The 24,925-nt window shown below is 60.6% G+C and carries 19 protein-coding genes; 15 read left to right on the top strand and 4 right to left on the bottom strand.

Annotated features, from left to right (window positions below; all coding sequences use genetic code 11):
• Nucleotides 1-102 precede the first annotated feature (102 nt).
• Both DVO78_RS00960 and DVO78_RS00955 read left to right on the top strand, forming a co-directional pair.
• Entirely contained in the window at nt 103-1,173 is a 1,071-nt protein-coding gene (locus tag DVO78_RS00960) for a hypothetical protein (RefSeq protein ID WP_120002939.1), read from the top strand.
• 23 nt (nt 1,174-1,196) lie between these two features.
• Entirely contained in the window at nt 1,197-2,462 is a 1,266-nt protein-coding gene (locus DVO78_RS00955) for a phosphotransferase family protein (protein WP_120002938.1), read from the top strand.
• On the opposite strand, the gene DVO78_RS00950 is transcribed toward DVO78_RS00955, so the two are convergent.
• Nucleotides 2,416-4,206, bottom strand: coding sequence for a hypothetical protein (locus tag DVO78_RS00950; protein WP_157983789.1), 1,791 nt, complete (start codon nt 4,204-4,206; stop codon nt 2,416-2,418). The two genes, DVO78_RS00955 and DVO78_RS00950, sit on opposite strands and share 47 nt — an antisense overlap.
• Nucleotides 4,207-4,252: 46 nt before the next feature.
• Here DVO78_RS00950 and DVO78_RS00945 point away from each other — a divergent pair, with 46 nt between their 5' ends.
• The 3 genes from DVO78_RS00945 to DVO78_RS00935 are packed head-to-tail and all read left to right on the top strand — an operon-like array spanning nt 4,253 to nt 7,973.
• Nucleotides 4,253-5,362 carry a glycine betaine ABC transporter substrate-binding protein gene (locus tag DVO78_RS00945; RefSeq protein WP_157983788.1) on the top strand — a complete coding sequence of 370 codons (1,110 nt, stop codon included), beginning with the start codon at nt 4,253-4,255 and terminating at the stop codon, nt 5,360-5,362.
• Between the two features lie 54 nt (nt 5,363-5,416).
• A complete protein-coding gene (locus tag DVO78_RS00940) occupies nt 5,417-6,679 on the top strand; it encodes a pyridoxal phosphate-dependent aminotransferase (RefSeq protein WP_120002935.1) in 1,263 nt (420 codons plus the stop codon).
• A 55-nt stretch (nt 6,680-6,734) separates the two neighbouring features.
• Entirely contained in the window at nt 6,735-7,973 is a 1,239-nt protein-coding gene (locus tag DVO78_RS00935; protein WP_120002934.1) for a pyridoxal phosphate-dependent aminotransferase, read from the top strand.
• Between the two features lie 33 nt (nt 7,974-8,006).
• On the opposite strand, the gene DVO78_RS18105 is transcribed toward DVO78_RS00935, so the two are convergent.
• Nucleotides 8,007-8,468 carry a DUF4870 domain-containing protein gene (locus DVO78_RS18105; protein WP_120002933.1) on the bottom strand — a complete coding sequence of 154 codons (462 nt, stop codon included), beginning with the start codon at nt 8,466-8,468 and terminating at the stop codon, nt 8,007-8,009.
• Between the two features lie 559 nt (nt 8,469-9,027).
• Between DVO78_RS18105 and DVO78_RS00925 the strand changes: the two genes are divergently transcribed.
• The gene (locus DVO78_RS00925) at nt 9,028-10,905 is read left to right on the top strand and encodes an OmpA family protein (RefSeq protein ID WP_157983786.1); all 1,878 of its coding nucleotides are present in this window, start codon (nt 9,028-9,030) and stop codon (nt 10,903-10,905) included.
• Between the two features lie 157 nt (nt 10,906-11,062).
• A complete protein-coding gene (locus DVO78_RS00920) occupies nt 11,063-12,943 on the top strand; it encodes an OmpA family protein (RefSeq protein WP_238385092.1) in 1,881 nt (626 codons plus the stop codon).
• Nucleotides 12,944-14,046: 1,103 nt separating this feature from the next.
• On the opposite strand, the gene DVO78_RS00910 is transcribed toward DVO78_RS00920, so the two are convergent.
• Both DVO78_RS00910 and DVO78_RS00905 read right to left on the bottom strand, forming a co-directional pair.
• Complete coding sequence (locus DVO78_RS00910) at nt 14,047-15,288, bottom strand: hypothetical protein (protein ID WP_157983784.1); 1,242 nt, start codon at nt 15,286-15,288, stop codon at nt 14,047-14,049.
• On the bottom strand, nt 15,285-15,644 hold the full coding sequence (locus DVO78_RS00905; protein WP_120002928.1) for a DUF192 domain-containing protein: 360 nt from the start codon (nt 15,642-15,644) through the stop codon (nt 15,285-15,287). The genes DVO78_RS00910 and DVO78_RS00905 overlap by 4 nt, the downstream gene beginning before the upstream one ends.
• Before the next feature lie 572 nt (nt 15,645-16,216).
• On the opposite strand from DVO78_RS00905, the gene DVO78_RS17375 reads away from it, so the two are divergent.
• The 8 genes from DVO78_RS17375 (at nt 16,217) to DVO78_RS00860 (ending at nt 24,766) form a co-directional block, all read left to right on the top strand.
• Nucleotides 16,217-16,693, top strand: coding sequence for a hypothetical protein (locus DVO78_RS17375; RefSeq protein WP_157983783.1), 477 nt, complete (start codon nt 16,217-16,219; stop codon nt 16,691-16,693).
• Nucleotides 16,690-17,541, top strand: coding sequence for a Flp pilus assembly protein CpaB (gene cpaB, locus DVO78_RS00895; RefSeq protein ID WP_120002926.1), 852 nt, complete (start codon nt 16,690-16,692; stop codon nt 17,539-17,541). Before DVO78_RS17375 ends, cpaB begins: the two co-directional genes overlap by 4 nt.
• A gap of 2 nt (nt 17,542-17,543) precedes the next feature.
• Entirely contained in the window at nt 17,544-19,226 is a 1,683-nt protein-coding gene (locus DVO78_RS00890) for a CpaE/TadZ family protein (protein ID WP_120002925.1), read from the top strand.
• Nucleotides 19,227-19,882: 656 nt separating this feature from the next.
• Complete coding sequence (locus DVO78_RS00880; protein ID WP_420799038.1) at nt 19,883-21,058, top strand: TadA family conjugal transfer-associated ATPase; 1,176 nt, start codon at nt 19,883-19,885, stop codon at nt 21,056-21,058.
• Between the two features lie 243 nt (nt 21,059-21,301).
• Nucleotides 21,302-21,988, top strand: a complete 687-nt coding sequence (locus tag DVO78_RS00875) for a type II secretion system F family protein (RefSeq protein ID WP_238385067.1) — start codon at nt 21,302-21,304, stop codon at nt 21,986-21,988.
• Nucleotides 21,988-22,884 (top strand): type II secretion system F family protein, encoded by an 897-nt coding sequence (locus tag DVO78_RS00870; RefSeq protein ID WP_120002921.1) that lies wholly within the window; start codon nt 21,988-21,990, stop codon nt 22,882-22,884. The genes DVO78_RS00875 and DVO78_RS00870 overlap by 1 nt, the downstream gene beginning before the upstream one ends.
• Entirely contained in the window at nt 22,881-24,074 is a 1,194-nt protein-coding gene (locus DVO78_RS00865) for a sensor histidine kinase (RefSeq protein ID WP_120002920.1), read from the top strand. The genes DVO78_RS00870 and DVO78_RS00865 overlap by 4 nt, the downstream gene beginning before the upstream one ends.
• Nucleotides 24,071-24,766, top strand: coding sequence for a LuxR C-terminal-related transcriptional regulator (locus DVO78_RS00860; RefSeq protein ID WP_120002919.1), 696 nt, complete (start codon nt 24,071-24,073; stop codon nt 24,764-24,766). Before DVO78_RS00865 ends, DVO78_RS00860 begins: the two co-directional genes overlap by 4 nt.
• Nucleotides 24,767-24,925: the final 159 nt, after the last annotated feature.

Raw genomic sequence — 24,925 nt, 5'->3', positions numbered from 1 at the left:
GTCCAAGGTTCACCCACTTCATCCGATACTCTGGACAGATCAGTGACACCCCCGTCGCGCCAGAGTTGAGCTGACCAGAGACCAGGGCAGGTGGAGACCTCTATGACGCTGGGCCTCCGGCCACTGCAGGCCGGAATCATCGAGATGATCCCCAGCCTGCCCATCCACACCTCAGTCCTCATCCCTCTGGTCGCCGGGCTCTTCCTGGCGGCGCTGATGCTCAGGGCCCAACGGCTGCCGAGGCAGCCATTGCCACAGAACGGGCTGACCACCCGGCAGGCCCGCGCTGCGCGCAGACGTGTGCAGCGCGGCCGGAGGGTGCGTGGCACACGCACAGTCAACAGAGGGGCACAGATGAGCACCACCGTCAGGACAGAGATGAAGCAGAACACCAATACCGATCGCGCAGCAGCATCAGCGCCCTTCCGCATCCACTGGGGCCGCACCGCCCTTGCTCTGCTGGGGGTGCTCGCCCTGATCGGCGGTGCCGCAACAGCTGTGGCCGTGCCGTTCGTCGCCGCGCTGTCCTGGCTGGTTCCAGCGGTCTGTGCCGGGGTGCTCCTCTTCTCCCTGGCAGGTCTGCAGATCACCGCAGCGGTGCGCCGCCGGGCTGCACGCCGTCAGCGGGTGGAGCGGGTCATGCAGGAGGCGATGAACACCCATCCCGACATTGCCGCCGATGCCGCACAGCGCCAACGCAGCGCCGCTGCGGCCGCCGCCGAGCTGGGCCTTGGGCACCACGCCCAGAAGGACGACGGCGCCCAAGCCCCCTTCGATGCGTTGAGCGCCGAGCCAGGAGGAAAGGGCGGGCCGGACTCACTGATCAGCGTGGATGAAGACGGCCTGCCCACCAGCGCCGAGCGGCTTTTCACAGCGTCGTCCCCAGTGTCTCAGGCCGTGATCTTCGACCAGTCACAGGCCAGTGAGTCTGCTGAGGTGACACCGGCAGAATCCTGGAATGTCCGTGAGGTGCCCTCGGCCAAGTACATGGTGGCCGATAAGGCCCAGAGGCCCGAGCCGGAGCCGATCGAGCAGGAGAAACCAGCACCGGCAGGTGAGGTGAAGCTCAAGCAGCATGATGCGGGAACACCACAGAGCCCCGAACAGTCGGCGGAGGGCGCCCGGCATGAGTCCATGGACCTGGACAAGGTCCTCCAGCGCAGGCGCGCCTGAGCACACTCCGGTAGCCTCACCGCATGTCCTCGCTGAATCCGCCGACCGCAATGCCGCGAGCGGCACCGGCCCGGTCCCGGGTGGAACAAGAGGCTCAGCAGCTGGAGTTCCTCCAGTCAAAGGATGTTCACCCGCTGATCACAGATGTCTTGCCCAATCAGGTGATCAACCCCGCAGCGGTGATGATGGAAGCCGTCCAGCACCGGCCCGGTGCTGGAGTCACCGGCATCTACCGCGTCTCAGCCGCCGCGGAGACCTATGTGGGAATCACCAGCGAACGCATCCCCCGTGGGGCCGGTGACGTGGTCCGGCTTGATTCCGACCACGGCCAGCTGGTGGCCTGGCAGCACCCCATGGACCCTGTGCTGCCAGGGCTGCCGCTTGCTGCCTCTCCGGCCGCCGTGGCCGCCACCTGGGGCGAGGGCGCTGAGCTGATCTCCCTGGAGACCATCAGCTACCGGCCCTTGCGAAGGGCGGTCCTTGCTGCGGATTTCTCCGACGGTCGAAGGATCTATCTCAAAGTTCTGCGCAAAGACCGGGCCGCTGACCTAGTCGCCAGGCATCGGATGCTGCTGGAGGCTGGTGTCCCCGCTCCGGTGACGGTCGGTGACCCGGTCAGTGACGTGGTGGCTCTGAGGAAGGGCGAAGGGGTCCCCCTGGCCGAGCATTTTTTGGCCGATGGTGCCGCAGCTGTCCGTCCGGCAGACTTCATTGAGCTGCTTGATGCTCTGCCCGAAGAGGTGCTGACACTTCCTTCCCGCGACGCATGGACGGACCGGCTGCCCTCCTACGCCACAGCTGCCGTCTCGGCGCTGCCGGTCTGTGAGCGGAGAATCCGGCGTCTGGAGGATGAGGTGCTTGCCGGGCTGCAGGTGACTGACCGCGGCCCGGTGGTACCGGCCCACGGTGACTTCTATGAGGCCAATCTGCTGCTGACGGGCCCGCAGATCTCCTGCCTGCTGGATGTCGACTCCTTGGGCCCGGGCCACAGGGTGGACGATCTGGCTTGCTTCCTCGGGCACCTGGCAGTGCTGCCGGCAGTGGACTTCCGGTATATTCACGCCCCGGCTGCCTTCGACCGGTTCGCCCGCGCCTTCGCTGAAGGGGTGGACCCTGAAGCCCTGCGGATCCGTGCGGCATCGGTGACGCTGTCCCTGGTCTCCGGGGCGCGAAACACCCGCCGCAGCGGCTGGGAGGCTCAGGCCGAGCACAGGCTGCGCTGTGCCGAGGTGCTGCTCGGGCTTACTCCGGCCGCGGGCGATCTTCCTCACTGGCCAGCTGTGCTCTGAGGTCCTCCAGCTCATTGCTGAGCAGGGCGGCGGCGTCGTGCTTTCCCATGGCGTTCAGGGCTTCAACCCTGCCCTCGAGCGAGGTCGCTAGCAGGGCCCCGGAGACCTCCCGGAACTCGGCGGCCATTCGGAAGACTGTTTCGGCCTCCTGCGGCTGGTCCATCTGCAGCAGCACGGTGGCCGCGAAGATCTCAGCGTCGGCGGCCGCCTCCTGATCCCCGCAGCCGGCGAACATGTCGGCTGCCTCCAGGGCTGCGGCCACCGCCTCAGAGCCCCGGCCCAGCGCGGTCAACGAACGGGCCTGGGTATCGGTGATGTCAGCACGCTGCCAGTCAGTGCCATGCTCGGCTACAATCTCCAGCGCCCGGTCCAGATAGGCCAGGCCTGCCTCCTCCTCATGCCGGCACAGCAGATGTCCCAAAGAATGCAGGGCCTGCAGCAGCATCAGCGGATCGGTGTCCTCACCCTGATCAGCCAGCACAAGCCCCTGTTCGTAGTGCTGGCGGGCAGTCTCGACCCGGTCTAAGGAGGCTGCCAGCGCGCCTGCGGCCAGATGAGCCCGGGCAGCCTCATCGACCTCTTCTGCGGCGATGAACTGGTCAGCAGCCTCATTCCAGTGGGCCATCGCCTCCAGGGGGCGTTTCTGCTGAGTGACCGCATGGCCCAGGCCCATCAAAGCACGGCCGCGGGTGGAATAGTCGCCCTCCCCGCCGGCCAGCCTGAGTGAGAGCGCATCGAGGACCTTCTCCGCCTCTGCGTGCTGGTTCATCTCCAGCAGCTGCTGGCCCAGGGCCAGTGAGAGCATCCGGGATTCGGAGAATTCGCCCAGCTCAGCCTGCTGCACCGCAACCCGCCAGGCCAGTACAGCAGTCTCTTCCTGGTTGATGCTGGAGGTGATGCCTGCCAGCAGGGCTGCGGCGGAGGCGGCTCCCTTGCGGACACCGCACCTCGAGTAGAGCTCCACTGAGGCCATCGCGTCGCCGGCGGCTTCTGCTGGCCGATCAGCATGGTGGTGGACGGTGGCGCGCAGCATGGCCATGGCTCCGCGGACTGCACGGTTGGCCGGTTCGCTGAGTACCTGGTCGGCGGTGGTCAGCGCTGCTTCCGGATCATCGCAGAGAAGCTGAGCGTGGGCTAAGAACATCCGCGCGGCGGCCAGGGCCTGGGCCCGGTTCAACGTCGCAAGGATTTCACAGGCCTCGCTGATCAGCGGCAGTGCGGCTTCCGGGCCTTCGTCGTGGAGGCAGCGAACTGCCAGTGAGGAGAGCACATCGGCCCGCTCCACGCTGGGCCCTTCACCGTCGTCGAGTTCCTCGGCCATCCGGCTCAGAATCTCCGCCTCGACCCGGTCAGGCTCGCGCAGGAGCATCGGGCCCAGCTGGGCCTCGATCTCAGCCTGACGAGTGCGGCCCAGCTGGCGCAGCAGTTCGATGCGTTCGCGCAGGAAAGGTGCCGACAGCTGGGACTCTCCACGCATCTCATGGACCCCGGAGAGTATCCGCAGCAGCATCAGACGGTTCTCCGGGTCCTCGGACCCTGGTGCGGTCAGGCCACGCTCGGCAGCAGCGGCGGCGGCGGAGTAGCGCTCACCGTAGGCGGCCTCATAGGCCAGGTCTACCCATCCGCGGGCAGACTGCGCCTCATCCTGGGCAGATGCCGGGTGCTGCAGCAGGGACTGCAGGCGGATGTTCAGCGGGGCCGAGCCGGGAATCTCGACAGGCAGGTCAACAGATTCGCCTCTCATCTTCCCCAGGATAAACCCGCGGCGGACTGCACGTAGAATATTCCCCATGACTTTCGCGCGCAGGGCACCTTCTTCGCCTGTGCGCACTCATCGCCTCACCTGCCCTGGAACCGCCACTGCTGTGGGGTTGGGCCTGGTCCTGACACTGGCCGGCTGCTCCGCTCCGCCGCAGCCGGTGCCAGAGCCCACAGGAGAGGATCTGGAACGTGCCTGGCGGGTAGCCGTAGGCAGTGACGACCCCTTGGACCAGACCCTTGCGCAGGTCTATGCGATGGCTATGAACTCTCACGAGACACCTACCGTGGTGGTCCAGGCCGACGATGCGACAGCCGTGGAACTGGCCGTGGGGCTCGCCGCGACCGCACCGGGCAGCGATTCCAGCCCCGAAACACCGGATGACGAGACGGCTGCTGTCATCGAGGGTACCGGGGAGACCCCTGATGATCGGTACGAGATGGTGGTGGCGCGAACAATGCCCCTGGCGGAGGCACTGGACCCCGAGGGCTTCGCCGACCTGACTGCCCCCGACGAGGAGAACGGGCGGGGCCCAGCGGCTGAGCCCGAAGAACTGGCAGCACTGGTGGAGTCCCAGCTGAGCCGGGCCCAGCTTTTTGAGCCGACCACAGCAGTGCTGCGAAACGGTCTGATCATCACCACCGTCACAGCCGAAAACTATGAGGTCGACGCCGAGGAGGAGACCGCCTTCGATGAGCTGGCCGAGCGCTGCGGGGAGCTGAGCATCGGTGTCACCGGCAGTCTTCCCGACGCAGCCCCCCTGCTGAACGAGACTTATGGCTGTGCCCCCGCTGAGATTCACGCAGGTCGTGAGGATGAACTCATCGAGCTGCTGATCACCGCCGAGATCGACGCGGCCCTGATGACCAGCTCCCATCCGGATGTCGATGATCATGCACTGGTGACGGTGACTGATGCCCGCCGAGCCTTCCCCCAGGACCAGTACGCCCCGCTGGTCTCTTCCCGGATCGCTGAAGAGGTGCCCGGTGTCGTCGAGGATATCTCCCTCGCCCTCGACGATGAGGCCCTTCTGACGCTGCGCCGTCTGATCCACGGAGAGGACGCCCTGGAGCCTGAGGATGCCGCAGTTTACTGGCTCGTGGATGAGGGGCTGCTCGCCGAACCTGAAAGCTGGGGCTAAACGACTTCCTGTGTCGGATTGTTGACAATTGGGTCAATGAGGCAGAATCACCTCATGGAGGTATTCGAGGACTTCACCCAGGCGCATAAGCTGCGCAATGTCCGCTACGACGTACGCGGGCCCATCGCTGAGGAGGCGGCACGGCTGGAGCGGGCCGGGCACCGGATCACCAAGCTGAACATCGGCAATATGGCGCCCTTCGGCTTTGAAGCGCCGGACTCGATCATGATGGATATGATCAGGCATCTGCCCACTGCCCAGGGCTACTCCGACTCCGCCGGCATCTACTCCGCGCGCACCGCCGTGGCCCAGTACTACCAGACCAAGGGCATGAAGGACGCCGAGGTGGATGATGTCTACCTGGGCAACGGAGTCTCCGAGCTGATCACCATCACTCTGCAGGCGCTGATCAATCCAGGTGACGAGATCCTGATCCCCGCCCCCGATTATCCGCTCTGGACGGGGCTGACCGCCCTCTATCAGGGCATCCCTGTGCACTACATCTGTGATGAGCAGAATAACTGGTGGCCGGATCCTGAGGAGATCGAGTCCAAGGTCACCGACCGCACCAAGGCTGTGGTGATCATCAATCCGAACAATCCCACCGGGGCGGTCTATCCGCGGGAGATCCTCGAAGCCATCGTGGACATCTGCCGTCGGCACAATCTGATGCTGTTTGCTGATGAGATCTACGAGAAGATCACCTATGACGGCGCGGAGATGATCAACGCCGCTACGCTCTCCGACGATGTCTTCACCATCACCTACTCCGGGCTGTCGAAGACTTGGCGGGTGGCCGGCTACCGTTCCGGGTGGATGTTCATCTCCGGTCCCAAGCACCGTGCGAAGAACTATCTGGAGGGTCTGCAGCTGATGTCGAATCTGCGCATGTGCCCCAATGTGCCCGGCCAGCACGCCATCCAGACCGCCTTGGGCGGCTATCAGTCGATCGAGGAGTTCATCCACCCCGGAGGCCGGCTCTACGAGCAGCGCAGTGTCGCATACAAGCTGCTCTCCGACATCGAAGGTGTCCAGGTCTCCCAGATGGACGGGGCGATGTACCTGTTTCCGCGGCTGGACCCGGAGATCTATCCGATCGACAATGACGAGAGTTTCGTGATCGAGCTGCTGCGCCAGCAGAAGATCTTGGTCTCGCACGGGCGCGCGTTCAACTGGATCGATGATCAGCACTTCCGGCTGGTGACTCTGCCCGCGGTCGAGGAGCTGGAGGAGGCAGTGGACGGCATCGCCCAGTTCCTGGCCCAGTATCGCGACGCCTTCGCCAAGCCGCAGGCTGTGACCTCCGGCACCTGGTGAGCATCCCGGCCTGCCGATGCCCCACCTCGGGAGCAATGTGTTGCATGATGTGAGGATGCAGCAATTCGCCGAGGAGTTTCTCCAGTCGCCCAAGCTCGCTGAGGTCCGCTATGACGTCCGGGGTCCCATTGCTCGGGAAGCGGTCCGGCTCGAGCGAGCGGGACACCGGATCACCCGGCTGAACATCGGCAATCCGGCACCGTTCGGGTTCCAGGCTCCGGAGCAGATTCTTCAGCACATGATCAAGACCCTGCCCACTGCCCAGGGCTATTCGGACTCCCAGGGCATCTATTCCGCCCGGGTCGCGGTGGCTCAGTACTACCAGGCTCGCGGGCTGCGCGATGCCTCTCCGGAGGATGTGTGGCTGGGCAACGGGGTCTCCGAGCTGATCTCCATGGTGCTCACTGCCCTGTTGGCTCCTGAGGACGAAATCCTGATTCCGGCTCCGGACTATCCGCTGTGGACCGGGGCGACCAAGCTCGCCGGTGGCAGAGCGGTTCACTACATTTGCGATGAGCACAACCGGTGGTGGCCGGATCCGGAGGAGATCGAGTCCAAGGTCACCGACCGCACTAAGGCCTTAGTGCTGATCAACCCGAACAATCCCACCGGGGCGGTGTACCCACGTGAGATCCTTGTGGCGATGGCCGATATCTGCCGTCGGCACAATCTGATGCTGTTCGCCGATGAGATCTACGAGAACATCATCTTCGACGGCGCGGAGATGATCAATGCGGCCACCGTGGCCGATGACGTGCTGACGGTGACCTTCTCCGGGCTGTCGAAGACGTGGCGGGTCGCCGGATTCCGGTCCGGCTGGATCTATGTCTCCGGGCCGAGACACCGGGCCAAGAACTACATCGAAGGCCTGAACCTGCTGATGAACATGCGTATGTGCGCCAATGTTCCGGCCCAGCATGCCATCCAGGCCGCCCTTGGCGGTTATCAGTCCATTGAGGAGCTGATCCTGCCCGGCGGGCGGCTCTATGAGCAGTCGAGAACTGCGCACCGGCTGCTCGCAGAGATTGAGGGCGTGACCGTGGAGAAGGCCGACGGAGCACTCTACCTGTTCCCGCGGCTGGATCCGGAGATCTACCCGATCGCCGATGACGAGAAGTTCGTCATCGACCTGCTGCGTCAGAAGAAGATACTGCTTTCCCACGGGCGAGCCTTCAACTGGGAGGACACCCAGCATCTGCGGCTAGTGACCTTGCCCAGTGTGGAGGATCTCGAGACCGCCATCGCCGAAATCGCAGACTTCCTCACCGAATACCGCGATGCGGCCTCTCGGTGAGACCTTGCAGTTTTACACCGGGTGCCGGACCGACTACTGCTTCTTCACGATGTCGACATCGATGGGATAGCTGTGCTGCTGGCTGTGGTAAGCCGATATTGCACCCTGAATGGCAAAGATGGCAGAAAACACGAACACGGCGAACTGCAGCAGGCTGCCGATGATGCCAAGTGGCAGTATAAAAGCCACGATACTGGCCAGAATATAGGCCGGAAGGAGGACTAGCTGGAAGTTGAGCGCCCGGCGCGAGTGCTCTTCGATCACGGCGCTGCGGTCGCGATAGATCGCCCAGAGGATCGCCGGGACGATGATAGAGGTCAGCAATCCGCCAATATGTGCGCCGGCACTCAGCAGCAGCTGATCCTGCGCAGCATACTGGGATCCCTGCTGACCGTGAGGAGGCTGCTGAGCTTGCCCCTGTGCTTGATGAGGGGGAGTCTGTTCATGGGTGTGTTCGTTCCCAGGCTCTTGGTTTCCGTGTGGCGGGTGTGACACTTGAGCTCCTCATGATGGGTTCCGCTCCTTCAGCAAAAAGCGTACAAGACAACAGCGGTTCAGCGGGAGACTAGGTGAGTCAGTCACTTGAGTCCTCATCTGCCGGGGCGTGGGTCCGGCGAAGAGCTGAACCGATCTGTACGGAATATTGCGCCACGCGCAGCGAAACTTTGCAAACGTGAAGGTTGTATGTCGCCACTATGGGTCAGGGAGAATCTGTCTGCACTCTCTATAGAAGATGCGCTTCTGGCTATGAGATGACAGAGTTTATAGGGTCAATTGAGGAGTACTCTGTCCAAGTGTCAAGGCTGACCAGCGCCGCAGCAAGGTCTGCGTTCTTCACCGGTGCCCACGAAACACCGAAATAGGTTTGCGCAAGCAAATAGTTTTGGTATGGTGGGCAACAGTTGCTGAGCTCTCTGGTGCAGAGCCAGGGACTGATGCGGTGGAAGGCTTCTGACAGGGCTCTTCAGTGATGCTGGAAGCTGGTCCAATCGGGTGGTGACCTCCGGCGAGGTCTCAGGGAAGGGGAAGTGTGATGGGAACGGAATCTGTTGGTATGCGGCAAAAGATCCTAGGCGGAGTTCTTGTCGGCGCGCTCTTTGTGACGGCGTGTGCGCCTGAGAATACGTTTGATGGTGACGATGAGAGTGCTGCTGAAGAGCCCGGGGGTGTTCCGGCGGGGGAACCGACCGCTGAGGGCGATTCTGGCGCCGAGGGGAGCCCTGGTGCGCCAGAGGACGAGGGTGATGAAGATGACGATGACGTGGAGCCTGCTATTGAGGCAGAGGATGGTTTCTGGCGGCTGAACACTCTGCCTGAGCCGGTTGCTGAGATGGTGATGGAGGCCCCTGTCATCGATACTGACGGAGAGGTCGCTTCAGCGAAGCTGGAGATCCTGTCGTTGGACTCTGACGGTGAATATGCGCGGATGATTCTTGCCTGGCTGGTTCCCGAGCAGGGGGCGTTCCTTGGTTCGGAGGAGCTGCAGAATGAACCGGGGGAGGTGCTGCATCGTCCATATATTCGGCTTGTTGATCGGGAAGCGGGCCAGGCGCATTGGCCGTTGCTGACCTCTGAGTCACGGTTCGATATCACTGCACCGGCCAGCATTGAAGATGCCGATCCGTTCGAGGAGATGGACCCTTGGCGCCCGCGCAGAACCTGCATCTGCTCAGAGGTCACCACGCAGAGTTCTGCTGATGCGGAGGCTCCAGAGAGCATTGAGCTGATGTTCATCGACTTCCCTGTCCCGGAGTCAGAGCGTGTCGAGGTTCTGCCGGGACAGTGGGCTGAGCCGATCACTGATGTGCCAGTCACTGAGGGCGAACCTTTCGAGTTCGATCCCGAGGAAGAAGAACTGGCAGAGTTTGAGATGCCATCCATAAATGACGAGGCGCCTGGAGAGGTGTACGGGGCTGGTGCCGAGTACGTTGCCAGTCTTCCGCTGCAGGCTCGCTCGCAGTCACTGACGGGAGTGACGACCACGATTGAAGGAGATACTCAGGAGGTTTCTTTGCCTGCTGATGTGCTGTTTGAGTTCGGGGAGTACGACCTGGTGGGTGAGGCCGAGTCGATCATCGAGGCTGCTGCCCAGATGCTCAATGAGGAGGCGTCCGGTGAGACGGTAGTCATTGAGGGACATACCGATAATGTCAGTGGTCATGATGTGAATCAGCCGCTGTCGGAGAACCGTGCGCAAGCGGTGGCTGAAGCCATTGAACCGCTGCTGGACGATGCCATCACCATCGAGACGGAGGGGCATAGTTTCAATCGTCCTTTGGTGCCCAATACCGACGTGGAGGGCAATGAGATCGAAGAGAACCAGGCGCTGAACCGCAGAGTGAGTTTCCGATACACCGTGGTGGAGGAATCCGAGACTGTGATTGAGCTGGGAGAGTTTGAGGAGTTGGATGAGCTTGCTGATGCCGAGGAGATCGAGGCGTCAGAGGGTGCGGTGGGCTCCTACGTTATTGAGGCTCCGGAAGACGACCAGAACGAGGTAGACATCCGGATCGATCTGCTGGAGGCTCAGCGGCGAGATGACTCTGTGGTGTTGCGGCTCGGAGTTGCCGATGCAGATGCTGACGCGTTCGATGATTCTGCCTTCGGAGTCTTCGGCGGCGGATCCACAGACCGTCAGTTCGGCAGGAGCGTCTACCAGAATAAAACCCATTCTGCGCCGAATATGCTCAATATCAGTCTGGTTGATGTAGGTGATGAACAACGGTACTTCCCAGTGATGTTCGGTGGCCAAGGGTGTTTGTGCTCGGAACGACTCTCCACCTATGAAGGCCTGGGGCCTGATGCGGTGCCAGCTTTCGCTGAGTTCGAGCTCCCGGAGTCCCTGGAAGGCCCGGTAGTCCTGCGGATTCCAGACGGAGGCCACATCGAACTGCCCGATGAGCTGCTCGAGCAGCTCACTGAAGGCGGGTAAGGGTAGCCGGGCATTCCCTGAGAACAGGCAAGCACAGCAGACTCGGGGGAGACTGCGCTGAGATTCCACTTTCGGCCCTGGCTGCTCTCGGGGTCTGTGGCTGGAACGCCACGGCTCATCAGTGATCAGGTAGGTGCGGATACAATCAATGGGTGTGATGACTAGGCGCCGAGGTTCTCGACTGCGAAATGGGCAACGCAGAGCCAGTTTCTTGGTGGGAGTGGTGGGGCTCTCATCGCTGGTGCTGACCGGCTGCGGAGGCACCGAGGAACCCACCGTAGAGCCAGATGCATCACCATCCAGTGTTTCTCGAGGCACAGTTCTTGACGAGGGTTTCTGGCGGGACGAGGCCTTGCCCGATCCGGTGGCCGAGACCATACTTACTCTCCCGGCACCGGAAGGTGATGATGAACTGGCCACGGCGAAGCTGCAGATTTTGTCTCTGGACAGTGATGGCGAGTTCGTGCGATTGGTGATGGCGTGGCTGGCCCCAGACGAAGGCATACCCCTTGGGTCGATCGTTCTAAGTTCGCATAAGCACCGATACGAGGCAACGCCGTTTATTCGACTTGTGGATCGAGACGCGGGGGAACTGATTGAGCCGTTACGTGCGGAGTCCAACTTCTTCAGTGTCGATGAACCTCCGCAGATCACCAGCGTGACGGACGAGGAAGAAACCACAGCAGACCTCGCTGGCCAGGATAGTGAGTCCGACGAGCCGCAGCCGTCCCAGAACGGCATCGACAGTGAAGTCCCTGACAGGGGTACCTGCATATGCTCGATGCTCTCCGGGGCTGCAGATGACCCGCCAAGCCGCACCGAGCTCATCTATGTGGATTTTCCCGCACCGGAATCCGAATCGGTGGATATTGTGCCAGGGGAATGGGCTGAACCGATACCCGACGTTGAAGTCTCCTCAGGAGAAACGTTCGCCCGCCCTAATCAGGATTCTTCATGGTTCTTCACGCACGCTTCCGGGGAGGACCCGCCTGAACAGTACGGAGCAGGGGCGCGTTATGAAGTGCGGTATCCGATAGCGGCGCGCACCGAAACTCTGAGCGGCGTGACCACAACTATCGAAGAGGAGACTCAGGAGGTCTCATTACCTTCCGATGTGCTCTTCGAATTCGGCTCTGCGGATTTGATGGATGAGGCTGCAGATATTATTGAATCTGCGGCAGAGAAACTGAACGAGGAAGCGGCCGGTTTCACGGTGACAGTGGAAGGTCATACAGACAATGTGGGTTCGGCTGAGCTGAACGAAGAACTCTCTGAGGAACGTTCACAGGCTGTGGCTGATGTGATCGAAGAGCATTTGGATGACACCATTGAATTAGAGATCGTAGGCTATGGTTTCACAAGGCCCCAGGTTCCCAACTTGGATGCTGACGGTGAGCCGATACCAGAGAATCAAGAGCGGAATCGGCGGGTCAGCTTTCGCTATCCGATAGTCGTCCAGGAGGCTGGCATTGAGGTCGATCTCGGCCAGGCAGGTGTCCCTGAACTTCCCGATGCACTGAGCATAGACCCAGCAGAGGGAGCGCAAGCCTCGTTCATTGTCGAACCTCCTGAGGACGATACCTCAGAGACGCCGATCCGATTCGACGTGCTGGATGCAGAGCGAACCGGTGAGCTCGTGACGATGCGCTTTGCGTTGGCTGCACCGCCAGGTCATAGAGAATCAGGGAGGGTGTTCACGGGTAACCCAGAAATAGGCGGCAAACAACACTTTGGGCACAATCCCCAAGGTGACGGCACATCCCCGGGACTGTCCAACATGAGCCTCATCGACATCGGCGCTGAACGCCGGTATTTCCCCTTGGGCTCTGGTGACATGGGCTGTCTCTGTACCGAGGTCGCCGGGACCGTGGAAACGCTGCCGATGGCGCAGAGCCCGCTCTACGCCCAGTTCCACCTCTCCGAAGAGCTCGAGGGCCCCGTTGTTCTGCACCTGCCCGATGCGGGCCAGCTCCCCCTTCCTCAGGATGTTTCGGACCACATCACCATGACTGACGATGCTTCCGCCGAAGACCAGTAGGATCGGTGACAATGGGTAAACGGTCATTACTGGGCGGCGCTAAACGCCAGCAGCGAGTCACTGAGGAACAAGAGGAAGAACGTTCCTGGTTAGAACAGATTCACGGTGCTCAACGCTCATCGGAGGCACGCTTAGACAGTCCGCTTGAATCGCCTGTGGAGGACCAGGGTCCGCAGAGTTCAGAGACTGCTACGGGAAGACCGGCCAGGCAGTCCGAAAGGGACGTCGAGTCTGATCTGACATGGAGTCCGAGCGGCACTGCCGACACCATATGGGAAAAAGCCGAGAAGGCCGGACAACAGGCTGAGGAACTCCCAAGGCTACCGTGGACTTTCGATGATGCGCAGGTCCACCCTTCTCGTCTGCCTGAGACCGGCCGCAGCGATAGACGAAGCGCAGGGGGCGTCGTCGCGTCCGGTGAGACTTCCTTCACACCGCAGACGGCGAATCAGGACAGCGAATTGAGCGATATCACGAGTAGAGATCTCCGGAACAGGCGATTGACTCGCGTGGGCTGGGCCCTGCTGTTAATAGTTGTTCTCCTGACTTTGTTGCTCGGATTTCTCTGAGGCTCTATGCATTAAGCCGTGCTTTGGCCTGATGCTCAGAAAAACTCTCAGAGATCTCCCTGATCACGGGCAGCCTCGACATCTGAAAACGTCGGGGGCGATAACGGCGTTTCGACCGTCCCGAGACGATCAATGCACCGGAGCAGGTGGCCAGGAGGGCGAAAGTGCAGTCCAAGGCCAGGGCTAGGATGGCCGATGTTGTTGCCGATACAAGTCCTGAGCCCGTCGTTGAGAGACCAAGGACTGTCAATGGCAGAAAAACTGACAGGTAGCCAGCCAGGCAGGCGCTGAGAGTGGTGCTGAGCACCAGGCTGGGCGCAGCAGCAGCACTCCACAGTTGACGTGAGTTCAGAGCGCCCACCAGTGCCCGTCCGGAGACTGCCAGTAGGGCGATCATCGTTGAAACGCTTTCTTCTCCCAGGACCCAGGCAAGCGGGGGGCCGATGATCACCGCCACTGCGAGGATAGTGACGCCGAATGCCAGGTGCATCAAGAGGCCGGCACGAAAGGCCGGCCAGTGTGGACCAGGGAGCTTCATGAGGATCCACCCCCATGTCCGGGCGCTTCTTCGGCGTCATCTTCTAGAACTTCACAACTGAGAAGTGGTTCGAAGGAAGAGCCGGCGATGGTCAGGTCGGCAGTCCGGGCGTCGATGAGCCTGGTCTCCGGAGCAGTCATCGGCCCCGCTTGGACCACGAGGCCCTCCACAGCGCTCTGCACCGTCTCGTCAGTGATCGGCTCATCCTGCAATGCGTGAGTTGTCTCCACTGCTACTGCGTTGTCTCGAATGCGCTCTTCGAGGTGGGTGTACCGCTCTGACCGTTCGCCCGCTGAGATCCAGTTTTCGGAGGTGAGTAACGGCACCGCGGTCTCCAGGATACTCTCCATGGCGAAAACCTCCCGGTAGAGTGCGGCGTTGGCCTCCTGCCTGAGGTCGAGGACGAAACTCCTGAGCACTGCGTTTTCATGTGACATGTATTGAGGATGTTCCTCGGCCTCGGGTCTGTTTCTCGGTGACGATGGAGCGCGCAACTGAGCGAGAGACCACGCATCGGTGGCAGGGCCGCTGAAAGTCAGGCGCTGGGGGGAAAGCTCGGGTCCGAGGTCCACTGAATAACTGATGAACCCCCAGAAGCCCAGGTTACTAGCATATTCACGTAGTTCATCCGTCGCCTCGTCAAGGGCCATCACAACGGTGACTTCTCTGATGTCTCCCTCAGCGCTCTGGCGGAGCACCCCATGCGTCCCGGGACCAGAAGGCTCCTCCACGAGAAAGGCGGAGGCTGCTGCAGCTCGCTCGGATTCATGATCAAGGCCGGTCAGCAGCAACATACGGAGGTATCCCTCCCTGACCGGCACACGCCATGGACCAGCGGCGGCATCAGCGGTGTTGCCCAGATCTGTGGAATTGTCGATCACCCACCGTTGCGCGTCTTCCCAGCGATTAAAGCGGTACACCTCCGTCGTGTCCTTGCCGGTGGCAACGATCACTTCGGCCGAATCGTCGCCGAATTGGATGAGGCGGGAGCCGTCGGCCGGCCATTGTTGAGCGAAAGCGAAAGACTCTCGGGCGACGACGCGATCGCGACCATAGTACTGGCAGACTGGAGGCGAATCGGGGAATGTTCCGCAATCATCGGCATCGGCGCAGACGGCCACCGTGATGTGGTGTGCCAGATCCCGTCCGGTCACCAAGGCGATAGATGCCGCCAATAGCATCAGAAGGAGGAACGCTGTACTGAGTTGAGGAAGCGCTGCCCGGGGTCGGCTTCTCATGCAGCACGAAACCTGAGGCTCGTTCCTGCGGCGATTCCCATGGCTGAGAACTTTCCTGCTGGCGCCTCCCAAGCAACCTTGGCTCCACGTCTGGGCCGGTGTGCTGCCCACGGGCGGATGGTTGCCACTTCGAGTACCTTCCCGTCCGGGGCTATGTAGGCGACATCCAAGGATCTGCGCAGGCCGATTCCATGGACAGAAGCGCAGGGATTGAGCAGAAGCTGATCTCCGCCGAAGAGCAGTCCGCGGAGTCGGCGAAAGAAGGTACCAGCGTGGGGCACGTCCACGCTCAAACCGTCATCGGCGCTGATACGCACAGACCTTGCCCTCTTGGGGAGATCTTTAATGGTGGTCATCGCAAGTCACTCCTGCATGGACTTCCCTGGTTACGGGGTGGGTGTAGTGCCTACCAGTTTCTTATACAGATTGCAGTGGGCCCTGGGTCTTTAGGCCTATCATCGGCCCTAATTACGTCCACAAATTTACCCGGAAGTCACTATCGGCGTCACTCCTGTGGTTAGATTCTGGTGGTAACGGATGACACGGCAGTGATGACACACAGTGCTGGAGTGCGGAACAAAAAATGCGAACGGAAATTGCGCCGTCTGTGGGAGCTATTACGACAGCCCCTGAAACAATGAACGACGCGTTAGACATTCTCGGTGCCACCCAGGGCTCATGGGCTGTGCTCATCAGTCCTCACCGAAGGCATGCCGAGAGCCGGCACTTGGTCTATCAGGCGCGGGCGGGTTACGAAGAGACTCTGGTGGCTTTTCACGTGACTCGATTGTCACCGCTTGGGGTCGGCGTGCTCCATGAGATGGCTCAACCCTTGATGAGAGCACTGCCCCCGCACAGGGTTCTCCCAGCATTGGCAGTCTTGGAATCGCAGATCCGTTGCCTGGCAGTTGTGCCTTCGGTCATTAACATGGACGAACCCAAGGTGGGACTGTGGTTACACGCTCGCAGCTGGATACCTGGTGGTACCTACATTGCCGAGCGGGGCGATGCCGTACGGCGTTACTCCCGGAGGAAGCCAGAAAAGACCTTTGAACACTTCGATTTGGCTGCTGAGGGGAGCATCGCCATCGTCGGTGAAGCGGTTCAGGATAAGAAGAGTTCGACACGCGTGAATGATGTTCTCGAAGGGGTGCTGGGACATCTGGAGCCTCAAGACGTCGTCCGCCGCCCCAACCCAGACCCCACTTGGTGGGGGACGCCCCAAGGGGCTCAGATCGTTCTGGCCCCCAGCAATCTCAGCAGCGCCGCCCGACGCGCCGCTGAAGCTGAGCCTGTGCTCGATGACATTCCCGTGCGTGCACTGATGACCGCTGCAGTGCCGGCCCTGACCGCATCAGAGAGTCGCGGTTCACAGGAAAGTGACATCAAGGAGGCCACTCGGTGAACCCGAAGCAACTTCGTGGCGTGATCACGTTGATCATCGCTGTGATCGGCGCTGTCGCGGTTTTCTTAGGCGTGACCTCTTACGTCAGCGGGGTCCGCGCGGAGGTGGGTCCCACCACTGAGGTTTACGTCACGAACGAGGAGATCGGAGTCCATCAGGCCATCTCGCTCGATTTCGTGGAAACTGAGGAGGTCCCGGATAAGTACCTCAACGACCAGATGATCACTCAGCAGGAGGACCTGGTGGGCATGAAGGCGTCATCTGAGATCAATGAGGGTTCATATCTGCAGTCCGACATGCTGGAACCTGCCTCGTCCCTACAAGACGGTGAGCGTGAAGTCTCCATCAACTTTGCAGGAGATCAGGGAATCTTCGGCCGCGTCCAGCCAGGCGACCAGGTCGATGTGATCGCCTCCTTCGCTCGGGACAGGGGAGGCCCGGAAGTCGGCGACATTTCCTACCGTCGGGCTGATATTCCTTACAACGTCTCCGGCATCTTGGTGCAAAACGCTGAGGTGGTCTCAGTGGGACAGCCTATGGACGCGGGGGCAGCAGCTGGAGCGGCAGCAGAAGGAACAAACGACCCGGGTGTGGTGGTCCCCGTGACCTTTGCCGTGACAGTGGGAGAAGCAACCCAGTTGGCTTACGGGGAGTCATTCGCTATTTCAATGCGTATCGTCCGCGCCGGCAATAACGAGACCGGCACTGCTTTCGAAGAGAGCGACCAGTCGTTCCAGGACATCGACCTTGGGCCGAACTTCCAGGAAGCGCCTGAAGAACTCGACGAAGACAGCGGATCCGACGAGGACGATCATGATGGCGAAGAAACTGAGGATGAGGAAGGGTAGACATGGCTAAAGCTGTACTGTGCTGCGCAGATGAAAAGCGTAGTTGGGAAATCCGTCAAGCCCTCTCTGATTCGGAGGCGGACGTATCGCGTCAGTACTCCTCCACTCAGGCTCTTCTTGCTGCCATCGCCCAATACGGGGAACAGGACATCGATGTGCTGGTGATCGATGAGTCATCATCACCTATGCCGATGTGGGATCTGGCGGCCGAAGTGTCGGGGCGGTACCCTTCGATTGCGGTGCTCACTGTCGTCGCCGAGCCCAAGAGTGAGGATTTCGCCACTGCTCTGGACTCTGGATCCCGTGGCGTCATCGCATATCCGCTGAACTTTGAGAATGTATCGGCCCGTGTCCAGGCAGCCACATCCTGGGGTGCTTCGCTGCGCAAGGCGGTTCAGCGCAGTCACGATGACGAGAATAGTCTCGGTGCTGGCAAGATGATCGCAGTTGCCTCGGCAAAGGGCGGTGCAGGATCATCCACAATAGCTTTGCACCTAGCACTAGAAGCGGCTCAAACCAGTGGTCGTAAAGTGGTGCTGGTTGATCTGGACCTGCAGAAGCCGGATCAGTCCATTCTGATCGATGCGCCTCGCCAGCGCGATATCACCGACCTGCTTAGCGTAGTGGATGAGTTGTCTCCTCGCTTTATAGGCGATGTGCTCTTTGACCATCCGGCAGGGCTTTCAGTGCTTTTCGGGCCGGGTGAAGGAGAGCGTGGAGAGCTGGTCGCTGAAGCCGCCGCCAAGAAGATCCTCGGCGTCCTCCGTTCTCGCTTTGATGTGGTCATTGTGGATGTAGGGTCCGTCATCGGTGAGGCTAATGCCACTGCGGTGGAGATGGCCGATGAAGTATGTGTGGTCGCGCAGGCCGATGTTCTGGCACTTCGCGGGGTTCGACGACTGGCGTCTTTGTGGGAGCGCATTGGTGCTCGGCAGTCCGAAAGTGTGCGGGTGGTCCTCAACGGCGTGCACAAGACGAACGACATCCAGCCTGAATCCGCTCGCAAGATCGTGGCTCTGCAGAGCTACCGCACTGTACTGCCTAAGATGGATCGCCCCCTCGAGCAGGCCGTGAATCGGCGCGATCCGGCGATGGCAGGCTCAGACTGGTCGCATAAGATCCAGGAGCTGGGTCGTGAGATGCAGATCGTGCCTCCAGCGTCCCTGGCCAGGACGCGAAAAGACAAACCGCCTAAGAGGGAGCAGACAGGCAAGAAGACAGGGCGCCGAAGGTCAGGGCGGCGCATATCAGAGCAGCAGAAGCCCGAATCCCAGGTCGAGCTGCGTGAAGCTGATGATTCCATGCTTCAGCTCACTGGAACGGGAGCACGGACAAGGAAAGCTGTGCGCAGTGAGCGCGAAGAGGGTCAGTCCACCTTCGAGTTCCTCGGGGTGGTAGCGCTCTTTGTCACAGTAGCGGCGATTGCTTTTCAGCTGGTGCTTCTGGGGACCACCTGGATCTTCGCCTCACATTCAGCCAGTGAGGCTGCCCGTGCCGCTGCGGTGGGCAATTCAGCGGTCGAGGCTGCTGAATCGTCAACTCCTGGACCCTGGCGCCGTGACATGGCCGTTAACCACTCAGGTGACCGGGTCACTGTCTCCCTCAGAACCCCGGCTTTAGTGCCCGCCACCCGAGAACTGATCGTTCCGATCGAGGCGAGTGCAGGAGTAGTGGAGGAGCCATGAGGATGTCAACAGCACGGAGGCGAGTAGGCCGTCTGGCGAGGAAGAACGAACGGGGAACGGTGGGCCTTGAGTTTCTGGGAACCATGATCTTTGTGTTCATCATGGTGGTTTTTGCTTGGCAAGGATTCTTAGCCATGCACGCGCTCAGTCAGGCCAACACTGCTGCTCGTGACGCCGCCCGAGCCGAGTCTCTGGCAGCGGGGACGGGGACAAGCGCCGGACTCGACGCCCTCAGCTCTTCGTTGCGCCCAGGGTCATCCGTCTCCTGCGGGGGGTCAGGGGGATCGAGCATCACCTGTACGGCAGATGTGAATGTCCCCATTATCGGAACAGATTTTTGGTGGGATCCGTTGCCTGCGACGACGATTTCCCGATCCGCGACGATGCCGACTGGTAGCGACTAAAGTATGGCGTTGCTTCGACGAGCAGAGGCTCATAAGCTCAAGCAGGGATCACAGGGGCCCGAGAAGCCGTGGTCTGGAAACGGCGCTGCAGGCCAGGCGCGGGCCAAGGGCACCCTGACCGGCGCTGCACAAGCCAGCAGCGCGCACGAACAGGCAGCTGTTGAATATCGACAGCTGCTGCTGGAGGAGATCGACCTCGAAGAACTCGCAAGACTGGACAGCACCCAGCAGCGGGTCCGCCTCGAACGGGTCATGAGCCAGCTGATCTCCAGAAAGGGTCCTGTTCTTTCCACCAGGGAACGTCAGGCGATCATTCGTCAAGTGGTGGACGAGGCCCTTGGCTTGGGCATTCTGGAGCCTCTGCTTGCGGACCCCAGCGTCACCGAGATCATGGTCAATGGCCCCGATGATATTTTCGTGGAGCGCGCCGGGCGTCTGGAGAGGATGAGTTACGGATTCTCCAGCAATGAGCAGCTGATGCAAACGATCGACCGCATTGTGGCGGGTGTCAACCGCCGTGTGGACGAGTCATCTCCCATGGTTGACGCGAGGCTGCCCACTGGTGAACGCGTCAACGTGATTGTCCCACCCCTGTCTCTGGACGGCGCATCCATCACCATACGGCGCTTTCCCACTCCTTTCTCAATCAACGATCTGGTGGAGAAAGACAGCTTCACCGCCGAGACGGCTGAACTGCTGACAGCCTGCGTCAGAGCCCGGTTGAACGTGGTGGTCTCCGGGGGAACCGGCACGGGTAAGACAACTCTGCTGAATGCTTTGTCTGGACTGATTCCAGATAGTGAGCGCATCGTCACAATCGAGGACTCCGCGGAACTCCAGCTTCAGCAGCCTCACGTGATTCGACTGGAGTCCCGTCCTGCCAATATCGAGGGCAAGGGACAGGTGACTATTCGCGATTTGGTGAGAAACAGCCTACGTATGAGGCCGGACCGCATCATCGTCGGCGAAGTTCGTGGTGGTGAGACCCTAGATATGCTCCAGGCGATGAACACCGGCCACGATGGGTCTCTGGTGACAGTGCACGCCAACAGCGCAGATGATGCAGTCTCCAGAATGGAAACTCTGGCCTCAATGAGTGAAATCGAGGTTCCCTACGAGGCCATCCGCGATCAGATCAATTCCGCGGTAGATATCATCGTTCAGCTCAGCCGAGGCGGCGACGGTTCCCGCCGAGTTGTCGAGGTGGCGACCGTAGTCTCTTCGCGGCGCGAAGAGTTTGCCCTTCAACCTCTGATGCGTTTCGAGCAGGAACCTCCCGGTCCCGATCGCCTCACGCGGGGCACCGTCAAGCAGTTTGAAGTGCCTGCTGCGCTCGCTGATCGTTTCTGGTTGTCCGGAAATCCACTTCCCGCGCACATCCCTGTTGAAGCAGGCGCTGCCTGCCGGCAGCCGGGGGTGGCTATCTGAATGAGCCCTGAACTTCTCCTGCTGGTCTTAGCGGGTGTCCTGGTCATTGCGTGTATCGGCCTGGTGCTTTTCGCTTCAGGATCAGCTGATCAGGCTGCAGTGGTTCGGGCTGAGTCCGGTGGCCTCAGGGGCAGCTTCCGAGGGGGGTTCATTCGCCCTCTGAACCATGCGTTTGTCCGTACCCGTTACGGGCGGGATCTTGAGAGGCGCTTCACTGAGGCGAATCTCCGAACGCTATACCCTTTGGAGTACACCGTATTGGGCATGGTGTCGGTGATTGCGGTATTTCTCGTCGCCAACTCGCAAGTGACGTTGTTCTATGCCTTGTTGATGATGATTGCTGCGCTCTGGGGGTTGCTTGGACTTCTGGGCTTTCTGAGGCAGCGACAGTATCGTCTGTTTCTCAGTCAATTGCCCGAGCTTGCCCGCATTCTCGCCAACTCGACCAGTGCTGGGCTCTCCATTCGCACTGCGCTGCAGATCGCTGCGTCCGAAATGTCTGACCCAGCGGGCCGTGAGCTGAACATATTGGATGACGAACTCAGTATTGGCACGCCCATTGATATCGGTCTTGAGCGCATGGAGCAGCGTATCCCCGGTCGAGATCTTACGGTGCTGATCGGAACTCTGGTGATCTCCCAACGTTCTGGCGGCTCGCTCATCACGGCGTTACGAGGTATGGCGCAGGCTCTGGAGGACCGTAAGGAGACCGCGCGTGAGGTGCGCACTCTGATCACTCAAGCGAGTTTTACCGGCTACGTTGTGGTCATCTTCGGCGTAGGACTCCTTCTGCTGTTCAACTGGATGTCGCCCGGCCTGCTCTACGACCTGACCAGCAGCGTCCTGGGGCAGATTGCCCTGTTCATCACAGGTATCACCTATGTGATCGGCTTGCTGCTGATCAACCGGATCACCAAGGTGAAGATCTGATGGAACCACTCCTCTGGGGCCTTGGCGCCGTGCTGGTCTTCGGCGCGCTGGCCTACGGGCTTCGTCTTGTCCGGGCAGACCCCCTCGGCCATCTCAGCGTCGAGGACCGAGCCCTGATCAAAGAGCCGGCGAGGCGGCGTCGTGGAAAGAGCCCGTTCACCTGGTTCGGACAGCGAGTGGGTCCTGAGATCTCGGGAGTCATGGGGGCCTCCTATCGGAATTTCGTGTCCACACGTCTGGTCTATGCGCAGTCTCAGGAGTTCGCTTCCCCGGCAGACTTCTTTGCCATGAAAGCGCGCCTGCTGCTGATCTTCGGATTGGGCGCGGTGGCGCTGTTCATGTTCACTCAGAACGTTCTGTTTCCGCTGCTCGTCGTCATTCTTGGCTTTTTCCTCCCGGACCTCATCCTCTACTCCGCTGGCCGGCGTCGGCAGGAGGAGATCGAGGACGCGCTTCCAGATTTCTTAGATGTCCTTGCGGTGACAGTATCCGCCGGTCTTTCGTTTCGTGGTGCTCTGCAACGTGTGCTCGAGAGGACTGAGGGGCCGTTGGCAGTGGAAATGCAGACAGCTCTTCGGCAGATGGACGTGGGTACATCGCGATATGAGGCGTTCCGCGATATGAAGGAGCGGACCAAATCGCAATCCATGGAAGCGTTCGTCACCGCCTTGATGCAGTCGGAGGACTTAGGGTCTCCCTTGGTGGAGTCTCTGGACCAGATTGCCACGGACCTGCGGCAGAAACGCGCCCAGCGAGCGCGGCAGGAAGCCTCAAAAGCCTCGCCCAAGATCGCTAGTGTGGTCACCTTGATCATGGTCCCTGGCACTATGGTGCTCCTGCTGGTGAGCATCTGGTATGTCGCTGACATCGACTTCGGGACCCTGTTCGGAGAATGATGGCTGCCGCAAGGAGAAGGCAGAGCTCCGGTTCTGTAAAGGCAGGGTACGTTCTGGTTAAATGCGGCAAGATCGCTCTGGTCCTGCGCTTGATCTGCACCTATCCGGTGGCGGTGGTCGCGGGCGAGGAAGGTGGGTTCAGCGAGCTCGTGATGCTTGGGGCGGTATTGGCGACCTCGTTGAGCGTCCTCCTGGCGTGGGATCGTGTGGCCCCTTTCATCGCCCGGCACCCAGCAGCAGTCGGTCTTGACATTCTGTTGGGACTTGTTGTTTTTGCCAATGCGAACACACCCACCGCATACATGGGCTATCTGGGCACTACCGCGGTGCTCATCGGGCTGTTCTTCCCAGTGCTGGGACAGGTCCTCCTGACGATGTTGCTCTCATCGGGGTACATCATGGTTGTTGCGATTCACCTGTCGGATGGAAATTCGTGGGCGCAATCGCCGACGACGGTCATGGCATCATTGGTACTTTTCGCCAGCCTCACCTGCGTGGGCAGCGTGATGCAACGGCTGCAGAAGCAGGTTGACACCGCTATCGAGCAGGCTCGATCCGCCGCAGCCGATGCCGCGTTGGGACAGGAACGGTCCAGGTTGGCAAGGGAACTACACGATTCACTGGTCAAGAGTCTCGAAGGTATCTCGCTGCAGGCGAAGGCTATGGTGATCAGCGGAAAGTCAGCAGAGGAGGCGCAACAGATCAGCGAGTCGGCCACAGAAGCTATTGCGGAGTCCCGTCTGCTGCTGACCGACCTGCGTGAGGCGGCGGTTCCCCCATTGGAGGATTCGCTGCAGAAGGTGGTTGACGAAGTGCAGGCGATACACGGTGTCACGGTAGACCACGTGATCGCGACCGCAATGCCTCCGCTGCCCCTTGACATCCGATATGTCGCTCAAAAGATTGCTGAGGAAGCTCTGATCAACGCAGTCACCCATTCCGGTGAAGAGCGCGTGGAGTGCGAAGTCTCCTATACGGGGGGCAGGCTGCAGGTAGTTGTCCGCGACGCAGGGCGCGGGTTTTCCACGCGAACGGGAAAAGGCCACCGAAAGGACAATCACTACGGTCTGGTCGGGATGCGTGAACGAACTGAGGAGGTCGGGGGTAAGCTGACCGTGAAGTCTCGGGAGGGACAGGGGACTGAGGTGACGCTCATCGTGCCGGTGGCTGGTCAGGAGGAAGACTCATGAGTACTTTGCGTGTACTGATAGCGGACGATAACGGGGTAGTCCGTACAGGCCTGGAGCAGATCTTGAATGCACTGCCGGACTTGGAACTCGTAGGATCGGCTGAGAACGGAAAGCAGGCTATTGACCTTGCTCAGGAGCTCACACCCGATATCTGCTTATTGGACGTGCGGATGCCGGTGATGACTGGTGTCGAGGCGGTGAAGACCATTTCGTGCATCTGCCCAGTGGTGATGCTGACCCACAGCGAAGAGCACGAAGTGATCAATTCTGCGCTGCGAAACGGTGCACGGGGATACGTGGTGTATAACGAGATTCAGATGGAGGACCTCTCCAAGGCGCTTCACTCCGTGGCTGGCGGGGCATCGTTGATGTCACCCAGTGCCATCACCGCGGTCATGTCAGGTTCTGGGAGCGATGCCGAAGCGAATCCACGCATATCAGAGACAGTTACCGACGAAAGAGCTACGGACAGTACCACGGAGGTTGTGCGTGGGCGTTCCCCCTTCGGCCTCAGCGGGCGGGAGGCACAGATTATGGAGCTGGTGGCGGACGGGCTTCCGAACAAGGAGATCGCCGGTCAGCTGTTCCTCAGCGAAAAGACGGTCAAGAACCACACCAACCGGATCTTCTCCAAAATGGGAGTCGGGTCGCGTGCAGAAGCAGTCAGCGTCTGGTTCCGCAATCAGCTGTGAGATCGAGCAGAGATCCGGAGATGACTGAGGAAAGCGCTGCTGTGGGGGCGTCCTTGCTTGGGCCCCACGTCCTGTCGTGGTTTTGGGCCTAGCAATGGGTCTTTAGGCTCTAGGTTTCGGATGCAGGGCTTGGAATAGTAGTCAGTGCAAGGAGGCCAA

The organism is Nesterenkonia muleiensis (assembly GCF_003600155.1).
GTDB classification, from domain to species: Bacteria; Actinomycetota; Actinomycetes; order Actinomycetales; family Micrococcaceae; genus Nesterenkonia; species Nesterenkonia muleiensis.
This window is presented reverse-complemented; position numbering and strand designations above follow the sequence as displayed.

Coding starts and splice junctions, on each gene's coding strand:
- DVO78_RS00870 (WP_120002921.1), top strand. CDS start 21,988: ATGGAACCACTCCTCTGGGGCCTTGGCGCCGTGCTGGTCTTCGGCGCG.
- DVO78_RS00960 (WP_120002939.1), top strand. CDS start 103: ATGACGCTGGGCCTCCGGCCACTGCAGGCCGGAATCATCGAGATGATC.
- DVO78_RS00955 (WP_120002938.1), top strand. CDS start 1,197: ATGTCCTCGCTGAATCCGCCGACCGCAATGCCGCGAGCGGCACCGGCC.
- DVO78_RS00945 (WP_157983788.1), top strand. CDS start 4,253: ATGACTTTCGCGCGCAGGGCACCTTCTTCGCCTGTGCGCACTCATCGC.
- DVO78_RS00860 (WP_120002919.1), top strand. CDS start 24,071: ATGAGTACTTTGCGTGTACTGATAGCGGACGATAACGGGGTAGTCCGT.
- DVO78_RS00890 (WP_120002925.1), top strand. CDS start 17,544: ATGGCTAAAGCTGTACTGTGCTGCGCAGATGAAAAGCGTAGTTGGGAA.
- DVO78_RS00940 (WP_120002935.1), top strand. CDS start 5,417: ATGGAGGTATTCGAGGACTTCACCCAGGCGCATAAGCTGCGCAATGTC.
- DVO78_RS00865 (WP_120002920.1), top strand. CDS start 22,881: ATGATGGCTGCCGCAAGGAGAAGGCAGAGCTCCGGTTCTGTAAAGGCA.
- DVO78_RS00910 (WP_157983784.1), bottom strand. CDS start 15,288: ATGAGAAGCCGACCCCGGGCAGCGCTTCCTCAACTCAGTACAGCGTTC.
- DVO78_RS00950 (WP_157983789.1), bottom strand. CDS start 4,206: ATGAGAGGCGAATCTGTTGACCTGCCTGTCGAGATTCCCGGCTCGGCC.
- DVO78_RS00925 (WP_157983786.1), top strand. CDS start 9,028: ATGCGGCAAAAGATCCTAGGCGGAGTTCTTGTCGGCGCGCTCTTTGTG.
- DVO78_RS00920 (WP_238385092.1), top strand. CDS start 11,063: ATGACTAGGCGCCGAGGTTCTCGACTGCGAAATGGGCAACGCAGAGCC.
- DVO78_RS00880 (WP_420799038.1), top strand. CDS start 19,883: ATGAGCCAGCTGATCTCCAGAAAGGGTCCTGTTCTTTCCACCAGGGAA.
- DVO78_RS17375 (WP_157983783.1), top strand. CDS start 16,217: ATGGACGAACCCAAGGTGGGACTGTGGTTACACGCTCGCAGCTGGATA.
- DVO78_RS00935 (WP_120002934.1), top strand. CDS start 6,735: ATGCAGCAATTCGCCGAGGAGTTTCTCCAGTCGCCCAAGCTCGCTGAG.
- DVO78_RS00905 (WP_120002928.1), bottom strand. CDS start 15,644: ATGACCACCATTAAAGATCTCCCCAAGAGGGCAAGGTCTGTGCGTATC.